This is a genomic window from Rhizobium hidalgonense (genome assembly GCF_005862185.2).
Classification (GTDB): domain Bacteria; phylum Pseudomonadota; class Alphaproteobacteria; order Rhizobiales; family Rhizobiaceae; genus Rhizobium; species Rhizobium hidalgonense.
This window is the reverse complement of the sequence record NZ_CP054028.1, coordinates 434,188-452,098: the sequence shown is the minus strand read 5'-3', so window position 1 is coordinate 452,098 and position 17,911 is coordinate 434,188. Positions and strand designations below refer to the sequence as shown.

General features: G+C 60.3%; 15 protein-coding genes and 2 pseudogenes. 12 read left to right on the top strand and 5 right to left on the bottom strand.

The window, feature by feature from the left end; genetic code table 11:
- Nucleotides 1-144 precede the first annotated feature (144 nt).
- From FFM81_RS23440 to FFM81_RS23425, 4 genes are read right to left on the bottom strand one after another with little or no spacing between them, the layout of a single operon-like run.
- Entirely contained in the window at nt 145-837 is a 693-nt protein-coding gene (locus FFM81_RS23440; RefSeq protein ID WP_003572625.1) for a response regulator transcription factor, read from the bottom strand.
- 1 nt (nt 838) lies between these two features.
- Nucleotides 839-1,216, bottom strand: a complete 378-nt coding sequence (locus tag FFM81_RS23435) for a response regulator transcription factor (RefSeq protein ID WP_003572622.1) — start codon at nt 1,214-1,216, stop codon at nt 839-841.
- Between the two features lie 2 nt (nt 1,217-1,218).
- Nucleotides 1,219-1,860: a response regulator transcription factor gene (locus tag FFM81_RS23430; RefSeq protein ID WP_003572620.1), complete on the bottom strand. Its 642-nt coding sequence runs from the start codon at nt 1,858-1,860 to the stop codon at nt 1,219-1,221.
- Nucleotides 1,857-5,492: a PAS domain-containing protein gene (locus tag FFM81_RS23425; protein ID WP_025417720.1), complete on the bottom strand. Its 3,636-nt coding sequence runs from the start codon at nt 5,490-5,492 to the stop codon at nt 1,857-1,859. The genes FFM81_RS23430 and FFM81_RS23425 overlap by 4 nt, the downstream gene beginning before the upstream one ends.
- 341 nt (nt 5,493-5,833) lie before the next feature.
- Here FFM81_RS23425 and FFM81_RS23420 point away from each other — a divergent pair, with 341 nt between their 5' ends.
- The 7 genes and pseudogenes from FFM81_RS23420 to repC all read left to right on the top strand — a co-directional run bounded on the left by FFM81_RS23420 (nt 5,834) and on the right by repC (nt 11,531).
- Complete coding sequence (locus FFM81_RS23420) at nt 5,834-6,586, top strand: SDR family oxidoreductase (RefSeq protein WP_025417721.1); 753 nt, start codon at nt 5,834-5,836, stop codon at nt 6,584-6,586.
- 50 nt (nt 6,587-6,636) lie between these two features.
- A complete protein-coding gene (locus FFM81_RS23415; RefSeq protein ID WP_138384704.1) occupies nt 6,637-6,870 on the top strand; it encodes an AbrB/MazE/SpoVT family DNA-binding domain-containing protein in 234 nt (77 codons plus the stop codon).
- Nucleotides 6,867-7,263 (top strand): annotated as a pseudogene (locus FFM81_RS23410) (type II toxin-antitoxin system VapC family toxin); the annotation flags it as partial. The gene FFM81_RS23415 and the pseudogene FFM81_RS23410, both read left to right, overlap by 4 nt.
- Nucleotides 7,264-7,306: 43 nt before the next feature.
- Nucleotides 7,307-7,610 (top strand): annotated as a pseudogene (locus tag FFM81_RS33340) (hypothetical protein); the annotation flags it as partial.
- A gap of 263 nt (nt 7,611-7,873) precedes the next feature.
- Complete coding sequence (gene repA, locus FFM81_RS23405) at nt 7,874-9,067, top strand: plasmid partitioning protein RepA (RefSeq protein WP_025417722.1); 1,194 nt, start codon at nt 7,874-7,876, stop codon at nt 9,065-9,067.
- A gap of 4 nt (nt 9,068-9,071) precedes the next feature.
- Nucleotides 9,072-10,073, top strand: coding sequence for a plasmid partitioning protein RepB (gene repB / locus FFM81_RS23400; RefSeq protein ID WP_138384475.1), 1,002 nt, complete (start codon nt 9,072-9,074; stop codon nt 10,071-10,073).
- Nucleotides 10,074-10,226: 153 nt separating this feature from the next.
- A complete protein-coding gene (gene repC, locus FFM81_RS23395; protein ID WP_128397743.1) occupies nt 10,227-11,531 on the top strand; it encodes a plasmid replication protein RepC in 1,305 nt (434 codons plus the stop codon).
- 42 nt (nt 11,532-11,573) lie between these two features.
- On the opposite strand, the gene FFM81_RS23390 is transcribed toward repC, so the two are convergent.
- Nucleotides 11,574-12,590: a substrate-binding domain-containing protein gene (locus FFM81_RS23390; protein ID WP_025417725.1), complete on the bottom strand. Its 1,017-nt coding sequence runs from the start codon at nt 12,588-12,590 to the stop codon at nt 11,574-11,576.
- A gap of 269 nt (nt 12,591-12,859) precedes the next feature.
- Between FFM81_RS23390 and FFM81_RS23385 the strand changes: the two genes are divergently transcribed.
- The 5 genes from FFM81_RS23385 to FFM81_RS23365 all read left to right on the top strand — a co-directional run bounded on the left by FFM81_RS23385 (nt 12,860) and on the right by FFM81_RS23365 (nt 17,891).
- On the top strand, nt 12,860-14,122 hold the full coding sequence (locus tag FFM81_RS23385; RefSeq protein ID WP_138384476.1) for an ABC transporter substrate-binding protein: 1,263 nt from the start codon (nt 12,860-12,862) through the stop codon (nt 14,120-14,122).
- 68 nt (nt 14,123-14,190) lie between these two features.
- Nucleotides 14,191-15,177, top strand: coding sequence for a carbohydrate ABC transporter permease (locus tag FFM81_RS23380; RefSeq protein WP_128397741.1), 987 nt, complete (start codon nt 14,191-14,193; stop codon nt 15,175-15,177).
- Complete coding sequence (locus tag FFM81_RS23375; RefSeq protein WP_128397740.1) at nt 15,177-16,007, top strand: carbohydrate ABC transporter permease; 831 nt, start codon at nt 15,177-15,179, stop codon at nt 16,005-16,007. Before FFM81_RS23380 ends, FFM81_RS23375 begins: the two co-directional genes overlap by 1 nt.
- Nucleotides 16,008-16,018: 11 nt before the next feature.
- Nucleotides 16,019-17,044 (top strand): ABC transporter ATP-binding protein, encoded by a 1,026-nt coding sequence (locus FFM81_RS23370; protein ID WP_138384477.1) that lies wholly within the window; start codon nt 16,019-16,021, stop codon nt 17,042-17,044.
- Nucleotides 17,045-17,105: 61 nt separating this feature from the next.
- Nucleotides 17,106-17,891 (top strand): ThuA domain-containing protein, encoded by a 786-nt coding sequence (locus FFM81_RS23365; RefSeq protein ID WP_138384478.1) that lies wholly within the window; start codon nt 17,106-17,108, stop codon nt 17,889-17,891.
- Nucleotides 17,892-17,911: the final 20 nt, after the last annotated feature.

The following is a 17,911-nucleotide window of genomic DNA, read 5'->3' as shown; positions in this document are numbered from 1 at the left end:
TAACGCATGGGGGGCACGGCGAAACCCGTTGGCGGCGCCGCGCCGTCTTTTTCAACGCAAATTGGATACGGAGCGCATCAAATGGACAGGCAATTGATGTTCGAGGCCGGCATTCTTCGTCTTTGGCAAGGGCTCGATAGAAAACTAACGCGAGCCAGCCTGCCGCATTTGCGCCGGCAGCGTCTCCCAGGCCCGGATCAGTTCGCCGATCGACGCCGCCTCCATCTTGTGCATGACGTTGCTGCGATGCAGTTTGACCGTCACTTCGCTGATGCCGAGATCGAAGGCGATCTGTTTGTTGAGGCGTCCGCGCGCCACTTCGTGAAGAACTTCGCGCTCGCGCTGCGTCAGCGTCTCCAGGCGTTTGACATTGCGTTTGGCGATTGCCGCTTCAGCCCGTCGTTCGGCATCCGTCGCAATGGCCGCAGTGATGGCGTCAAGCAGCGTCTGGTCCCGCACCGGCTTGGTGAGAAAATCCACGGCGCCGGCCTTCATCGCCTGGACGGTCATCGGGATGTCACCGTGGCCGGTCAGAAAGATGATCGGCTTGGAAATGCCGTTTTCGGCCAGATGGCTCTGCAGGTGGAGGCCGCTTGCTCCGGGCATGCGCACATCGAGGATCAGACAGCCGGGGTTTTCCAGGATATCGGCATCAAGCAATTCGCGGGTCGAGGCAAAACTGAGCGACTGAAAACCCGCCGACAGGATTAGCTCCGACAGCGCCTCGCGAACCGCTGCGTCGTCATCGACGATAATGACGAGCGTCTGGCCATCTTCATATCTGCCTTGCAATGATAACGGCGCCGATCTCCGCAGCAACGGCTGGTCAACTCTCATGTTACCCTCCATCTCTCGATTGGTGTAAAGCATTGGCGATGGCCGCCAGCAGGACCTGGGCATCGAAGGGCTTGCGGAAGAAGCCGCCTCCTCCCTGAGCGCGGCCCTGATCGGCTATCTCGTGGCGGCCCGTGATCAGGAACACCGGCAATTCGGGACGCGATTTTCTTACCAGGTCACGAAGCTCGAAGCCGTCGATGCCGGGCATTCCGATATCGGTGATGAGCACATCGAGGTCCGACAGCCCGCTGACGAGCAGCGAGCCAGCCGACGGGAAGCCGCGGGCCACATAACCAGCCGATTCCAGAAGGTCGCCCATCGATTCGAGCAGTCTTGGATCGTCATCGACAATTGCGACGACATGTCTTGTCTCGTTCATGTTCAATTCCCCCCCACCCGGCGCGAGTGGGTAATCGGTATTTCCAGTTTCTCCGCGATCCGCACGAGATCGGCGAGCGACGCCGCCGCCATTTTCTGCATCACATTTCTTCTATGGATCTGCAGCGTGACTTCGCTGATCCCGAGTTCGGCTGCCGCCTGCTTGTTGAGAAGTCCGCTGACCACGAGCGGCAGCACTTCGCGCTCGCGCGGCGTCAGATCGAGATAGTGTCGTTTGAGCATGTCGAGCTCGGCGCGTCCCGATCGCTTTTCCCGATCCTCGGCGAGTGCCGCATGGATTGCCGCCAGCAAATCTGCGTCACTGAACGGTTTGGTCAGGAAATCCACGGCGCCGCTCTTGATCGCACGCACGGAGGAGGGGATGTCGCCATGTCCGGTAATGAAAACGATCGGCGGATGATCCCCGTCGGCAATCTGCCTCTGCAGGTCGAGGCCGTTGATGTCGGGCAGTTCGATATCGAGGATGAGGCAGGCGGGCACATCCGGCTTGTCCGCTTTCACATAGGCGCCGGCCGATTCGAAGGCGATGGCGCGCATGCCGTGCGCATCCAGCAGCTCGCCGAGCGCTTCGCGGATGCGTTCATCGTCATCGACGATGAAGACAATATGGTCGTCCGCGGTCATGACGCCGCCTTTGTTTCAATGGGCAATGTGAAGATCAACGTCGCTCCCTGCGGATTGTTTTTCTCTGCCCATAATCGTCCACCGTGCAGCTCGACGATCGAGCGGCAGATCGCCAGGCCCATGCCCATGCCGTTTTCCTTGGTCGTGAAGAACGGCTCGAACATCTTGTCGGGAAATTCGATACCCTGGCCGCCGTCGCTGATTTCGGTCTGAACCGCACTCCCCATATGGCGTACGCGCACCCCGATCACCCTGTCACCGGCGACGGCGTCCATTGCCTCGATGCCGTTGCGGATGAGATTGATCAGAACCTGCTGGATCTGGACGCGATCGATGGCGATGAGCGGAAGGTTGCCATCGACCTCCACCTCCATCCGGGCGCGGCGGCGCGCTGCTTCCTCGGCCATGAGGTTGCGCGCTTCGTTGACGACGCCCGGAAGCGACGTATGAGCCCTCCTGTCTGCGGATTGTTTGAACAGGGCGCGGATACGGCTGACGACATCCGCGGCCGAGTTGGCGTCCCGGATGATGCGCTCGACCGTCCTCTGCGCCCGCTCCATGTTCGGGGGCTCGGCCAGGAGCCAGCGCTGGCAGGCATGCGAGTTGGCGACGACGGCCGCCAGCGGCTGGTTCACCTCATGGGCGATGGAGGCCGAAAGCTCGGCGAGGCTCGCAACCTGGCTCGCCCGCGCAAGGCCCTCCCGCGCCTGACGCAGATCTTCCTCCGCCCGAACCTCACCGTCGATATCAAGGCAGATGACGTTCCACTGGACGATGACGCCGTCGGCATTGCGCATCGGCGCGGCGCGTGTTTCGACCCAGCGATATTCGCCATCAAACCGCCGCAGACGGTGCCGTCGCGCATAGGGTTCGCCGGTAGCCAGTGAGTGAGCATAATTCTCTTTGACCCCCGCCACATCGTCGGGATGAACGCCGGCATCGAGCGTGCCGTCCAGCCGGGTTTTTCCCGTTCCGTCAAGCTCTTCGAGCTTATATCCGAGGAAGTCGCGGAGCTGGGGGTTGCGGTATACCGGCTCTCCATCCGGCGCTGCGCAATCGATCATTGCCGGCAGCGTCTCGACGATCTGCCAGAGCGAACGTTCTCTCTCCCGCAGCTCCTCCTCGATGCGCAATTGATCGTCGATGTCATTGGTGAGGCCGTACCACTGAAGGATTTGTCCGCTCTCATCCCGCAGCGGCTCGGCGCTGCCTTTGACCCAGCGGTAGACGCCGTCGGCGCGCCGCAGGCGATACTGCTTGGAGAAGCGTTCGCCCGTGGCGAAGGAATGGTTGAGGGCTTCGGCGAGAATGCCCGCATCGTCGGGATGGACGGCAGCTTCGATGAGTGCCGCCAGCCTGCTCATCCCCGGCTTTTCCATATGAGCGATGTCGAGACCCAGGAAGTCGGTCAGACGCTGATTGAAGAAGGTCGGAGCACCGTCCGGATTAAGCCGCCAGAGCAGGCTCGGAACCATGTTTACGAGTTGCGAAAGCTCCCGCTCGCGGTCGCGAAGTGCTTCCTGCGCGCGCATCTCATCGTCGATATCGACCGATATCACATACCATTGGATGATCGCGCCGTTTTGATCCCGTAGCGGCTCGGCGCGGCCGTCGACCCAGCGATAGGCTCCATCGACGCGGCGCATGCGGTATTTTATCGAGAAGGGATCGCCGCTGGAAAGGGAATGGTGAACCGTCTCCAGCAGTCTCGTTGAATCATCGGGGTGAACGAGGGTGTGAATGACCGACGAGAGGCGGCTCATGCCAGGCCTGTCCATATCCCCCACGTCGAGACCGAAAAAGTCGATCAGGCGCTTGTTGAAGAAGACCGGCTCGCCGTCCGGCGTCAAGCGCCTGATCTGGACTGGGACCATGTCCACGAGCTGCGAGAGCTCGCGCTCGCGATCACGCAATGCCTCCAGGGCTCGGACCTCCTCGTCGATGTCGAGAGACACGCCGTACCATTGTACGACCGCACCATCGTCGTCGCGCCGTGGTTCCACCCTGCATTCCGCCCAACGGTAGACGTCGTCCATTTCGCGCCAGCGAAACCGCATCGCGGTGCCGCTGTCGCTTTCGAAACAATTCCGTAGCGTGCGCCGAACGTCGGGCGCATCTTCAGGATGAATCAGCCGCTGCAGCAGCTCTTCGATGCGCGGCTCGCCGAGAGTGTCGAAATCGGCGATGACGGCGCGGAAATGGTCCTGATAACGTTTATTGAAATAGACCGACCCGCTCGCCGGCTCGACGCTCCAGACGCGAACCGGCACCGCGTCGATCATCTGCTGCAGCGCTCGCTCGCTTTGGCGCACCGCCTCTTCGGCACGGACCTGATCGTCGATATCGTGGCAAAGGCCGTACCATTGGACGATGCTGCCGGTCTGATCCCGCATCGGCTCGGCGCGGCTCGACATCCAGTGATAGATGCCGTCGGCGCGGCGCAGCCGATACCGCATCGCGAAGTTTTCCCCGGTGGCGAGGCAATGGTTGAGAGCATCCCGGAAGCCGGCTGCATCATCAGGGTGAATGATGGCCGCGACGACCGCTTCCAGCCGGCTCACGCCGGCCCTGTCAGAATCCGCGACATCGAAACCGAGGAAATCGACCATTCGTCTGTTGAAGAAGGTCGGTTCGCCCTGAGGCGTCAGACGCCACACGTGGCTTGGAACCATGTCGACGAGCTGCGAGAGTTCCTGCTCCCGCTCGCGCAACGTCTCCACGCCTTGTCGCAATGTGAGCACGGCCAGCTGGTGTTGCCTGGATATGGCGGCGACAATGAGAGCGGAAAACGCCGAGATGGCCAGAAAAAGCTGCAGCATGATCTGCTTGTGTTTCTGGGACTCGGGATCGCCGATAAACTGGCCGGCGCCTGTGATCGTGAAGATGGCAGTGATCAGGGCGAGAAGAGCAAGCGATATGGCCGCGCCCTTGAACTCGAAGCGGACCGCGGCCCAAAGAAGGGGCGGCATGATGATATAGGCGAAGGGAAGGTAGCCGCTGAGCGACAAAGCCGCGACACCGAGAAAAATGAGCCCAAGGACGCAGGCTTCCAGCCATTGTGCAGCCGAGAGCCGGGTCTTGCCGCGCCAGTTCTGAAAGACGGTAAGCGCCAGCGGCGCGACGATCAGGACGCCGGTTGCGTCACCGATCCACCAGAGAGGCCAGGCCGTCACGAAGGATTGCGATTGGATGCCGAACCAGGCGAGCGTCGCGCTTCCCACCGTCGCGCTGACGACCGGCGCAATTCCAGCGCCCAGCACGACGAATGCGAGAACCTCCTGCAAGGTTTCCAGCTGCGCCGGCCGCCTCAGGGTCCGATTGACCAGCCATGCCGCGACCACCGCTTCAAGAGCGTTGCCGACATAGATCAGGAAGGCTGCAGGCAGCGGGCTGTAGAACCAGATGGCATTGCTGAGGAGCTCTGCCAGGCAGCCTCCCAATATCCACCATGGCCAGCTGCGCCTGGGGGCGAGGATGAGCGTTGCGATGAAGAGCCCGCCCGGGGGCCAGATGGAAATACCCGTTCCCGGCACGATCGCGAGCAGCTGAGCAAAGCCGCAGGCGAGCACATAGGCGGCGATGAAGAGTCCAAGATACAGGGCTCGGGGGCGGTGCGACCAGATGCTCATTATCCACTGCTCCTGCCGGACAGACAAGGCCGGGGGATTATCGGCATTTGGTTCAGCACTCGTTCTTGATGTCGGGGCTGGCGAGCTCATGGTCGAACCGTAATCCCGTCAAACCACGGCCGCAACACATGGAAATCCATACGTTGCGCAGAGAGTAGCGTTGCGCTGGCGTCCGGATCTTCGGCGCGAAGGAGCAAGCGGGGAACCTCTCCCGTCCCGCTGGGTCATCCTAAACCCTGGGTCTACTCAGTTATACCTAGGGCTAGGGCGACGAGCCATACGCATGATGGAAGGGTTTTGGCCTTCCGGTCATTGTCGATCGAATCGATCGCAAGGAGGCCGACATGAAAATTACCGTGGTGGGAGCAAGCGGCCACATCGGAACGCGACTTAGCGAAATCCTGCGCCGGTCGGGCCACGAGGTAACGGCCGCATCCTTGTCGTTTGGCGTCGATACGGTTTCAGGCAGGGGCCTTGAAGCGGCTATAGCGGGAACCGACATGGTCGTTGATGTAACCAACGCTGCATCATTCGGCGACAGCGCTGCACTGGACTTCTTCAAGACGTCGACGAAGAACTTGCTCGCGGCCGCCGCTGACGCCGGCGTGGGGCATTATCTCGCCCTCTCGGTGGTCGGCACGCCCCTGCTCGTGGAAAGCGACTATTTTCGAGCGAAAATGGTGCAGGAGAATCTTATCCGGGCGTCAAGTCGCCCCTATACGATCCTCCGCTCCACGCAGTTTTACGAGTTCATCAGCGGATTGATCGACATTGGAGCGCAAGGCGACGTCTTTCGGCTGCCTCCGGCCCCGATGAGGCCGGTCGCAGCCGGTGACGTCGCTGCCTTCCTGGCCGAATTGACCGTCGCACCGCCTTTGGGCGGTATCGTCGAAATCGGCGGTCCGGAACAGTTCGGTGTCGATGAAATCGCACGGATCTATCTCGCCGCAAACGAAGACGAGCGTCCTGTGATAACGGACCCGTCCACCTCGTATTTCGGTGTCGAATTGACCGACGACGCACTGCTTCCTGGCGCCGGCGCGCGGATGGCGACCGAGAAGCTCTCCGAATGGCTCAACCAGTCGATGGCGTCTTAGCGGCGACCTTTAAATTTGTCGAAAGAAGTAATACCTTCCGCCAAGGAAGTATTACAAAGGGCGCTACCGCGAAAGGTCAGGTGACCATTCCCCGGGCCGTGCGGGACATGCTTGGCATCGTTCCAGGCAGCAAGGTGGATTTTCATCGTGCTCCCGACGGCAGTGTGGTTCTGACGCGCGCCGACAGGAATCGGCCAGCCAGCCGCTTCGAGAAACTGCGCGGCCATGCTGGCAAGGGCCTTGATACGGATGCCATCATGGCTTTGACGCGCGGCGAAACGTGACACTTGTCGATACCAACGTGCTCCTGGACCTCGTGACCGACGATCCGAACTGGTCGGGTTGGTCTGTTGCTCAGCTCGAGACGGCCAGTCTTTAAGGTCCGCTGCTAATCAACGATGTCATCTATGCCGAACTTGCGGTTCGATATGAAAGGATTGAAGCGCTGGAGGCGTTTGTGGAAGAGGCTGGCCTCGACATCAGGCCCATACCCAAGCCCGCGTTGTTTCTTGCCGGCAAGGTCTTCACGCAATATCGCAAGGCTGGCGGGACCCGCACCGGCGTGCTTCCCGATTTCTTCATCGGCGGCTCACGCGGCCGTGCAACAATTGCCGCTCCTGACGCGAGATGTCGGTCGCTATCGCAGCTATTTCCCCTCATTGAAATTGATAGCGCCTCGTCCCGATCTAGGCGAGCTTCAAGAAACCTTCGATGGCAGCGACGCCAGATGGTGCACGGATTTCCACCTTTGCGTCGAGCGGCATGACCGACCTCATCGGGATCGGTCGCTTCAGTTCGAACGCACGGGCTGGTCCGTCGCCTCGTTGACGAACGAAATCGGCTGATCGCAATCGGGGGTTACCACGCCGGGCGACCGGCCGGTCGCCACACGCTTTTCGGGTATCGTCTCACCTGACCGACGCGAGCGGCAAGACGGAAGCATGAGGATATTCGACCGGACAAAGCTTCCGACGGGCTCCTGGTGATCCACGGCGGCAACTACCCGAAAGACGACGGACAATAGGCAGACGGAGCCCTTCCATCCTTCACCGCCCGTCACATAAATTCAAAGGAATTCATGTGCATAACGGGAGCGTAGACCTTGCCCGCGAGTACCCTGGAGGGCCCGAACCACCCCGCGAAACTCCGGTTTCGCGCGCTTTGTCCACATGCCTTAATCCGGCTTTTGGTTAAGCATTTGTATTTCGGCCACGAATCGCGGCATACAGTAACTGCGCAACTGAGGCGCTTTCGTCAAAAATTGCGCAGTTATTTGGGAAAGAGATCATGCAGCCGAGTCTTGCGCTTCAGGACGATCAAGAGCATCTGCCGTCGCTTCTGGCAACGGATGCGAAGGAGTTGTCGTATCAGCTGCAGCAGCATCAGGCAAAAATCTTCCCCCCGCTGTCGCGAAAGACGATCAGAACATTTTCGCCGGCGGAGGCTGCGGCCTTCATCGGCATCGGCGAAGGTTATCTCCGGCAGGTGGCTGCCGATGGCCATGGGCCTGATCCGCTGGCGAACGGACGGCGGCTCTATAGCGCGACGGATATGGATCGGATCCGCCGGGTCCTCGATGAGCGGAACGGAACACCGAAATATGTGCCGGCCCGCAGGCCGGGGGAAAAGCTCCAGATCGTTTCCGTGATGAATTTCAAGGGCGGCTCGGGCAAGACCACCACCGCAGCTCATCTGGCCCAGTTCATGGCGCTGAGGGGCTACCGCGTTCTTGCCGTGGACCTTGATCCGCAAGCGTCTTTGTCCGCCCTGTTCGGCCATCAACCGGAATTCGACGTCGGAGAGGGCGAAACGATCTACGGCGCGATACGCTATGAGGATCCTCGTCCCATTGCCGATATCGTGCGCGCCACCTACACGCCCAATCTGCACCTTATTCCTGGAAACCTCGAGCTGATGGAGTTCGAGCACGAGACGCCAAAGGCGATGTCGTCGGGTAAGGCGGAGACGATGTTCTTCGCCCGCATTGGCGAGGTGCTGACGGAGATAGAGAGCCTTTACGATGTCGTCGTCGTCGATTGCCCGCCGCAGCTCGGGTTCCTCACGATGTCGGCGCTCTGCGCGGCGACCTCGGTCCTGATCACAGTCCATCCGCAGATGCTCGACGTCATGTCGATGTCACAGTTTCTGACGATGACAAGCGAGCTGATGTCGGTCGTGGAGAAGGCCGGCGGACGCACCAGCTATGACTGGATGCGCTATCTCGTCACGCGGTTCGAGCCGAACGATGGACCGCAGAGCCAGATGACCGGTTTCATGCGGGCGATCTTCGGCAATCGAATGCTTCACAATGCCATGGTGAAATCGACGGCGGTCGCCGATGCCGGCGTCACCAAGCAGACCCTCTACGAGGTCGAGCGGTCACAGTTCACCCGTGGAACTTATGACCGCGCGCTAGACTCCCTCAACCTGGTGAACGGCGAGATCGAAGCCCATATTCGTTCGACCTGGGGAAGGAAATAGATAGATGGCGCGTAAGAACCTCATCGAGATTTCCGCTCCGAGCCCGGCAAGAACCGAAGCTGTCGCACCGCGCGACAATCGACCGATCGCCGGGTTCGTGCCGCAGGAGCGCAGTGCCGCACCGGTCGGGGGCATCACCAAGACGCTCGGCAACATTACCGAGAAAATGGAACGGGCGAGCGAACTGGAGCGGCAGCTCGCGGCCGGCCAGACCATCGTCGATCTCGATCCCGGCCTGATCGACGCATCCTTCGTCAGTGACCGATTGGCGATCGACGCCGTTGAACTTGCTCAGCTTGTCGAGCAGATCCGCGAGCACGGGCAGCAGGTTCCGATACTGGTTCGCCCGCATCCCGAAACCAGAGGGCGGTATCAGGTGGCTTACGGCCATCGTCGCCTGGCGGCCACAAGAGAAATCGGCATCAGGGTGCGCGCGGTCGTCCGCGATCTCACCGACGGCCAGCTGGTCGTCAGCCAGGGACAGGAAAACAGCGCCCGGACCAATCTTTCATACATCGAACGTGCGCTTTTCGCATCGCGTCTTGAAGAACGCAGCTTTGGCCGCGATGTGATCATGGCGGCTCTCGGCGTCGACAAGGCGGCGCTGTCGAGGATGCTGATTGTCATACGGCAGGTACCGCTTGATCTTATCAATGCCATCGGTCCAGCGCCGGATATCGGCCGCCGGAGATGGCTGGAACTGGGCGAGCGGATTGAGAGCGCCGATATCGAGAAGATCGTCGCGGAGTTGTCCGCGGACGACGCGCGCAAAATCCCGAGTGACGAGCGATTTCACCGAGCACTCGTCCTGGCAACGAAAAAGACAGCGGCACAGAGGCCGGCAGTGGTCAAATCCGCTGTCAGCGGGGTGCCTGTGATGATCAAGAAGACGGGATCGGGAGCCACTTTCGTCTTCGACGGCAAGAGCGCACCCGGATTCGATCAATTCGTCCAGGACAGGCTGAAGGGTCTGTTCCAGGAGTTCAACAAGGACAGAGGAGCGTAACGCGCAAAAGAAAAAGGCCCCCAACGACGCCGTCGTGGAAGCCCTTCTCAGATCTTAAGCACATCGAGAATCGCATTTCCTCGAATCACAGTCAAGCGTCTTAGGCACCAAATTGGTGGATGGTTTTCTTTTGCCTGAACGAAGGTGAAGGCAATGGAGAGTGGATATGTGACGACGCCCTTTGGGCGGCGGCCGATGTCGCTTGGTATGCTGGCAAGCCAGCAATTGGCCGAGACCATCGAGCCGGGAATGAAGCGTAGCAAGTGGAAACTGTTTCGGGCGATCTGTGAGGCGCGGCCGGCGCTCGGCGTGACCGATCGGGCGCTGACGGTGCTCGACGCGCTTCTGACCTTCTATCCTGATGATGAGATTTCTGAGGAGAAGGGCCTGATCGTCTTTCCCTCGAATGCGCAGCTTTCGCTCCGCGCCCGGGGTATGACGCCCGCGACGCTGCGACGGCATCTTGCCGTGCTGGTCGAGGCCGGCCTCATCCTGCGCAAGGACAGCCCGAATGGAAAGCGCTATGCGCGCCGCGACAGGGCAGGGGAGATCGGTGAGGCTTTCGGCTTCAGCGTCGCGCCACTGCTTGCGCGCGCAGTCGAGATTGAAGGTCTGGCCGCCGAGGTGGTTGCCGACCGAGAACTCATCCGCGCGACCAGGGAGCGTCTCACCCTCTGCCGTCGGGATATCTCGAAGCTGATCTCGGCAGCGCTCGATGAAGCTGTGCCCGGCGACTGGGAGCAGATGTCGTCGATGTTTCGCGATCTCGTGCGCAGGATTCCGCGCGTGGCGGAGGCCGAGGAATTGGCCACCCTGCTTGACGAGATGTGGCTGCTGCGCGACGAAGTCGTCAACCTGCTGGAAAGGCATGTAAAATCACAAAAAATAGACGCCAATGAGTCTCATTTTGAGCGTCACAAACAGAATTCAAACCCACACTCCACTTCTGAACTTGAACCAAGCTTCGAAACGAAGCAGGACGCGAAGCCTGCGGCCGATAACGACCCGATCGCCGGGCCGCCGGACGAACAAAGGCTGAAACATCCGGCGTCTGCCGGCGCAATGAGCGGCAGGAGACCCGGCGCGGCCGAACCGGCGGCGGGACATACACTGAAATCCTTCCCGCTCGGCCTCGTTCTCCAGGCCTGCCCGCAAATTCTCGATTATGGGCCGGGAGGAACGATCGGCAACTGGCGCGACCTGATGTCGGCCGCTGTCGTCGTCCGCTCGATGCTCGGAGTCAGCCCTTCGGCCTACGAGGAAGCCTGCGCCGGCATGGGGCCGGAAAATGCCGCGACCGTGATTGCCTGCATTCTGGAAAGGGGCGGGCACATCAATTCGCCCGGCGGTTACCTCCGCGATCTCACCCGAAGGACCGAGAAAGGTGAGTTTGCCATCGGCCCGATGCTGATGGCGCTGGTGCGGGCGAATGGTGGAGTGCGGCGCGATGCCAGCTGATGGACTTCAGCTGCATCGCAGTCGTGCATCGGCAGGTTGCTCTCACCTGCGCGGCGGCGCGGTACTTTCCCGCAGGATCAGCTCGACCGGCCACAATTCATGGATCTCGTCTGCGGCGCGCCCAGTGATAAGCTGTAGCGTCAGCTCGGCGCAACGTGTGCCCGCGGCACGCATGGAGGACCGCGTGGTCGAGAGCGACGGGACCATATTCTCGGCCGTCAAATAGGGAAAGACGTCGTCATGAGCGATGACGGAAACATCCTGGCCCACCGTCATTCCGAGCGAACGGACGGCGCGGTAGACACCAAGCGCTGTCATCGTGGAACCGGCAACGATGGCGGTCGGCGCATTGGTACTTTCCAGAAAGGAGCGGGCATGGCGAAAGCCGCTCTCGTCGGAGAACTTATCGCAGACCATGAGGTTCGGATCTGCGGCAAGCCCATGCTCCTGATGGGCTGTCCGAAAACCCTGTTCGCGATGGATTGAATAGGTCTTTCCCCGCAGGCCATTGATCATGCCAATGCGCCGGTGGCCGAGACCGAGCAGGTGTTCGGTCACTCTGCGCACGGCATTTTCATTGTCGATATCGAGCCACGCGTGAACGTGCTCCGTCTCCGAGCGGCCGTGGACCAGGAAAGGCAGGCCCAAGCTGTTCAGCATCTCGATCCGCGGGTCCCTGGGGCGAGGCGAATGGATGATCACTGCATCCACTCGGCGGCTTTCGACCAGGCGTCGGTAGGCCTGTATCTCGTCGTCGTCATTGTGCGCGGTAATAGGCGTAATGAGAATATCCGTGTCGGCTGTTTCAAGGCGCTGCGCCATCCCCGCCATGAACTCAGCGAAATGGATTTCTCCCGAGCGCCCCATCATAACGCCTATCGCTCCGGCTCGCCCGGTCTTTAGCCGCACGGCATTGATATCGGGGCGATAGCCAAGCCGCATTGCTTCGCTCGCGACCCGGGCGCGCGTGGCTTCACTCACCTCGGGATAGCCGCTGAGCGCACGGCTGACCGTCGTCGGAGAGAGCCCAAGCTGCTTTGCAAATTCGCGAAGTTTCATCGGATGTCTTCTTTGTCCCGGCAAATCAATGGACGAAGCGTTGGCAATGCGCAACGGACAAGTGCCAATTCGGTCAAAATTGAAAGCGATTTCAATTTTTAGCGCCGGGCATCTGCCTATGAAAGTCGATAAATACCGCCTAGACGCTGTAAAGTGAGTTGTCTTTACGAAAAAACAACCGAAAGATGCTGTTTATGGCAGCTTGACGCCGTTGAAACCTTCTGCGATGTTCCGTTGGCCAAATCGATTTCAATTTCTGGGAGGAGATTATGAAAAAGTTTGCTCTAGCCTTGTCCGCGCTTAGCTTTGCGATCGCTGCCGGCCCCATCGATGCCGCTGAGATTTCATTTGCCGCCAACACCACGGGCAAGAACGTCGAATTCCTGAACAAGCAGCTCGCGATTTTCGAGAAGGAGACCGGCAATCAGGTGAAGCTCGTCACCATGCCGTCATCGAGCAGCGAGCAGTTCTCGCAATATCGATTGTGGCTTGCTGCAGGAAACAAGGACATCGACGTCTATCAGACCGATGTCATCTGGGCGCCGCAGCTTGCGGACCAGTTCATTGATCTGAAGGAGGCCACCAAGGACGTGGCCGGCCAGTTCTTCCCGTCGATCATCGCCTCGCAGACCGTCAATGGCCGGCTCGTGGCGCTGCCGTTGTTTACCGATGCTCCGGCGCTGTTTTACCGAAAGGACCTGCTCGAGAAATACGGCAAGCAGCCGCCGAAGACCTGGGACGAGATGGCCGCAACCGCCAAAGAGGTTCAGGATAAGGAACGTCAGGCCGGCCAGAAGGACCTTTGGGGTTACGTCTTTCAGGGCAATTCCTACGAAGGGCTGACCTGCAACGCACTGGAATGGGTGAAGTCGTCGGGGGGCGGGCAGATCGTCGAGCCGGACGGGGCGATCTCGATCAACAACGAGAAGGCGGCAACAGCGCTCGAACGCGCCAAGGGTTGGATCGGCACGATCTCGCCGCCCGGCGTGCTCGCCTATCAGGAGGAGGAATCGCGCGGCGTCTGGCAGACCGGCAATGCCGTCTTCATGCGCAACTGGCCCTATGCCTATTCCCTCGGCAATGGTGCCGACAGCGCCGTGAAGGGCAAGTTCGACGTGATGACGCTGCCGGTTGCGGCCGCCGGCGACAAGCCGTCTTCCACGCTCGGCGGCTGGAACCTGGCGGTGTCGAAATATTCGGAAAAACAGGAAGCAGCCATCGCGCTCGTAAAATTCCTGGCGTCGAAGGACGTGCAAAAGGCCCGCGCCATCGAGCTGTCCAATCTCCCGACACTGACCGACCTTTATGATGACAAGAATGTCGCCGCCGCGCAGCCCTTCATGCCGAACTGGAAACCCATTTTCCAGGACGCAGTGCCGCGTCCTTCGGCAACAGCTAAGGTGAAGTACAACGAAGTCTCGTCGAAATTCTGGACGGCAGTGCACAATACGCTGTCCGGCAGCGGCTCGGCTGCCGAGAACCTCGAGCTCCTCGAAGCCGACCTGACGACCCTCAAGGGCGATGCCTGGTGAGGAACGGGACCGGCGACCGTCAGGTCGTCGGTCCACTCTCCGGAGGGCTTAAACAGGGGTAGGCTTTCATGACCGAAATCGCAGTTCCACAAGCAGTTGAACCAAGGGTTTCCCGTCTCAGGGCCTCTACGGAGCTGCGATCCGAGCGCATCCGATCGGCCTGGGTGTTCCTGGTGCCGACGCTGTTGATCCTGGCAATCGTCGCCGGCTGGCCGCTGTTCAGAACGATCTATTTCAGCTTTACGAATGCGTCGCTCAACGACCTTGGCAATGCGCAATTCGTCGGCTTTGCCAATTATCTGTCGTGGGTGACGCTGAAGAGCGGAAAGACCGTCTATCGCGGCCTGCTCGCCGATCCGGTCTGGTGGACTGCCGTCTGGAACACGGCCAAATTCACTCTCCTTTCGGTGACGATCGAGACTGTGCTCGGCTTGATCGTTGCGTTGGTGCTGAACGCACAGTTCGTCGGGCGGGGCATCGTTCGCGCCGCAATCCTCATTCCCTGGGCGATACCGACCATCGTTTCGGCCAAGATGTGGGCCTGGATGCTCAACGATCAGTTCGGCATTCTCAATGATGTTCTGCTCGGCTTCGGCTTAATCAGCGAGAAGATCGCCTGGACCGCCAATCCGGAAACGGCGATGATCGCCGTGCTGATCGTCGACGTCTGGAAGACGACGCCCTTCATGGCGCTTCTAATCCTTGCCGGACTTCAGATGGTGCCGGGAGATATTTATGAAGCGGCCAGAATCGATGGCGTCAATCCGATCAAGGTGTTCTGGCGTCTGACGGTGCCGCTGATCCGGCCTGCCATCATGGTTGCCGTGATATTCCGGATGCTGGATGCGATGCGCATCTTCGACCTGATCTATGTTCTGACGCCCAACAATGCACAGACAAAGACCATGTCGGTCATGGCGCGGGAAAACCTGTTCGACTTCGACAAGTTCGCCTACGGCGCTACCGCCTCGACAGTGCTTTTCCTCATCATCGCTTCCGTCACCGTCCTTTATATCTGGCTCGGCCGCGTCAGGCTCGGCGGGGAGGAAAGCTGATGCTGCTTTCGTTCACCAAGAATACGCTCTTCTACCTGCTGGTCACGATCATCGTGATCATTGCGGTATTTCCGTTCTACTATGCGATCCTCACCAGCCTGAAGACCGGTACGGCGCTTTTCAAAGTCGACTATTGGCCGACCTCGATCTCCTTCGGCAACTACACTTCCGTGATGGGCCAGGGCGGTTTCGTCCGCAGTCTTGCGAATTCCGCGATGATCGCCTGCGTCGTGGTTTCAGCATCGCTGTTACTTTCGATCACCGCTTCCTTCGCTTTGGCCCGCGTGCACTTCCGCGGACGGGCACTGTTGATGCTGACAATTCTTTCGGTGTCGATGTTCCCGCAGATTGCCGTGCTCGCGGGCCTCTTCGAACTCATCCGCTGGATCGGCATCTTCAACACGCCCTTCGCGCTGATCTTCTCCTACATGATCTTCACGCTGCCGTTCACCGTCTGGGTGCTGACCACCTTCATGCGGGAATTGCCGATCGAGATCGAGGAGGCGGCGATCGTCGATGGCGCCTCGCCATGGGTCATTGTCACCCAGGTGTTCATGCCGCTGATGTGGCCGGCGCTGGTGACCACCGGGCTGCTCGCCTTCATCACCGCCTGGAACGAGTTCCTTTTCGCGCTGACGTTCACATCCTCCGATACGCAGCGAACCGTCCCGGTCGCGATTGCCTTGCTGTCGGGCAACAGCGAATTCGAAATCCCCTGGGGCAACATCATGGCGGCTTCGGTGATCGTCACCGTGCCGGTTGTCGTGCTTGTTTTGATATTCCAGCGCCGGATCATTTCGGGGCTGACCGCCGGCGGCGTGAAGGGTTGAGGGAGTAGGACATGGCAGAAATCCGACTGGAAAATATCCGCAAGAGTTTCGGCGCCTTCGAGGTGATCAAGGGTGTGACGATGGACATCCGCAGGGGCGAGTTCATGGTGTTCGTCGGGCCTTCGGGATGCGGCAAGTCCACGCTGCTGCGGCTTATCTCCGGCCTCGAGGACATTACGTCAGGAATTCTGTCGTTCGACAACGAGACGGTAAACCGGCACGCGCCCTCCAAGAGAGGGATCGCCATGGTGTTCCAGTCTTACGCGCTCTACCCGCATATGACGGTGTTCGACAACATGGCTTTCGGCATGAAGCTTGCCGGGAGCACCAGAGAGGAATCCCGCCGGCGCGTTGAACATGCCGCCGGCATGCTGCAACTCTCACCCTATTTGGACCGCTTGCCACGACAGCTTTCCGGCGGACAGCGTCAGCGCGTAGCGATCGGCCGGGCGATCGTGCGCGATCCCAAGGTCTTTCTCTTCGATGAGCCGCTCTCCAACCTCGATGCTGCGCTTCGCGTCGCGACGAGACTTGAGATCGCAAAGCTTCATCGCAGCATGCACGGCACGACGATGATCTATGTGACGCATGATCAGGTGGAGGCCATGACGCTGGCCGATCGGATCTGCGTACTGAGAGACGGCGTCGTCGAGCAGATCGGCACGCCGCTGGAACTTTACGAAAGCCCGAATTCCGTCTTCGTTGCCGGCTTCATCGGTTCGCCGAAAATGAACTTCCTGTCCGGCGGGCTGGCACAGCCCTATGACAGCCATACGATCGGCGTGCGGGCGGAGCATGTTCGCATCACGGCCGAAGCGCCGGTTTGGACCGGTACGGTCGTCCATTCGGAAATCCTCGGCTCCGATAGCTTCATCTATGTGGATATCGGGGCTGATGAGCCGCTCATCGTGCGGGAGGCGGGCGTCTCCCGTCACGAGCCGGGCCAAACGCTTGGCCTTGCGCCGCTGGCCGGCCATGTCCACCATTTCGAACGGTCCGGCCAGGCGCTGGAGCGGACAAGGATGCAGGCCGCCTGATCTTCCCAAGACCGATATTCCTCACAAGACCCAATCCATATAACGACCAGGAGTAAACGACGTGACCATTCGCACCATCGTTTGGGGTGAAAACATCCATGAAAATACCAATGAGATCGTTCGGGGCATCTATCCCGAAGGCATGCATGCGACGATTGCCAATGCCTTGAACAGCGATCCCGCCATCTCCGCCACCACGGCGACGCTGCAGGAGCCGGAACACGGATTGAGCGAGGCGCGCCTGGCCGAAACCGATGTTTTGACCTGGTGGGGCCACAAGGACCACGGCGCGGTCTCCGATATCGTCGTCGAGCGCGTCGCCAAGCGCGTCTGGGAGGGCATGGGCCTGCTCGTTCTGCATTCCGGCCATTTTTCGAAGATCTTCAAGCGGCTGATGGGCACGCCCTGCGCGCTGAAATGGCGCGAGGCGGGCGAGCGCGAGCGGCTGTGGACGATCAACCCACGCCATCAGATCGCCGCCGGCATCGGCGAGCATTTCGAGTTGGAGAACGAAGAAATGTACGGCGAGCAGTTCTCGGTGCCGGAGCCGCTCGAAACCGTATTCATCTCTTGGTTCCAGGGCGGCGAAGTGTTCCGCTCGGGCCTGACGTGGCGGCGCGGCGCCGGCAACATCTTCTATTTCCGCCCCGGCCACGAGACCTATCCGACCTATCACGACGCCAATGTCCAGAAGGTGCTGATCAACGGCGTCAAGTGGGCCTATAACCCTGAGGGGCGGTTGACGAGCATTACTGACGCTCCAAATGTGCCGGTAGAGAAGGCACTGGAGCCGATCGTCGAACGCGGCCCGAGACTGCACCAGGCCGGCGAAGCCGGTTACCGCTGAATTCGATAAACGACCATGAG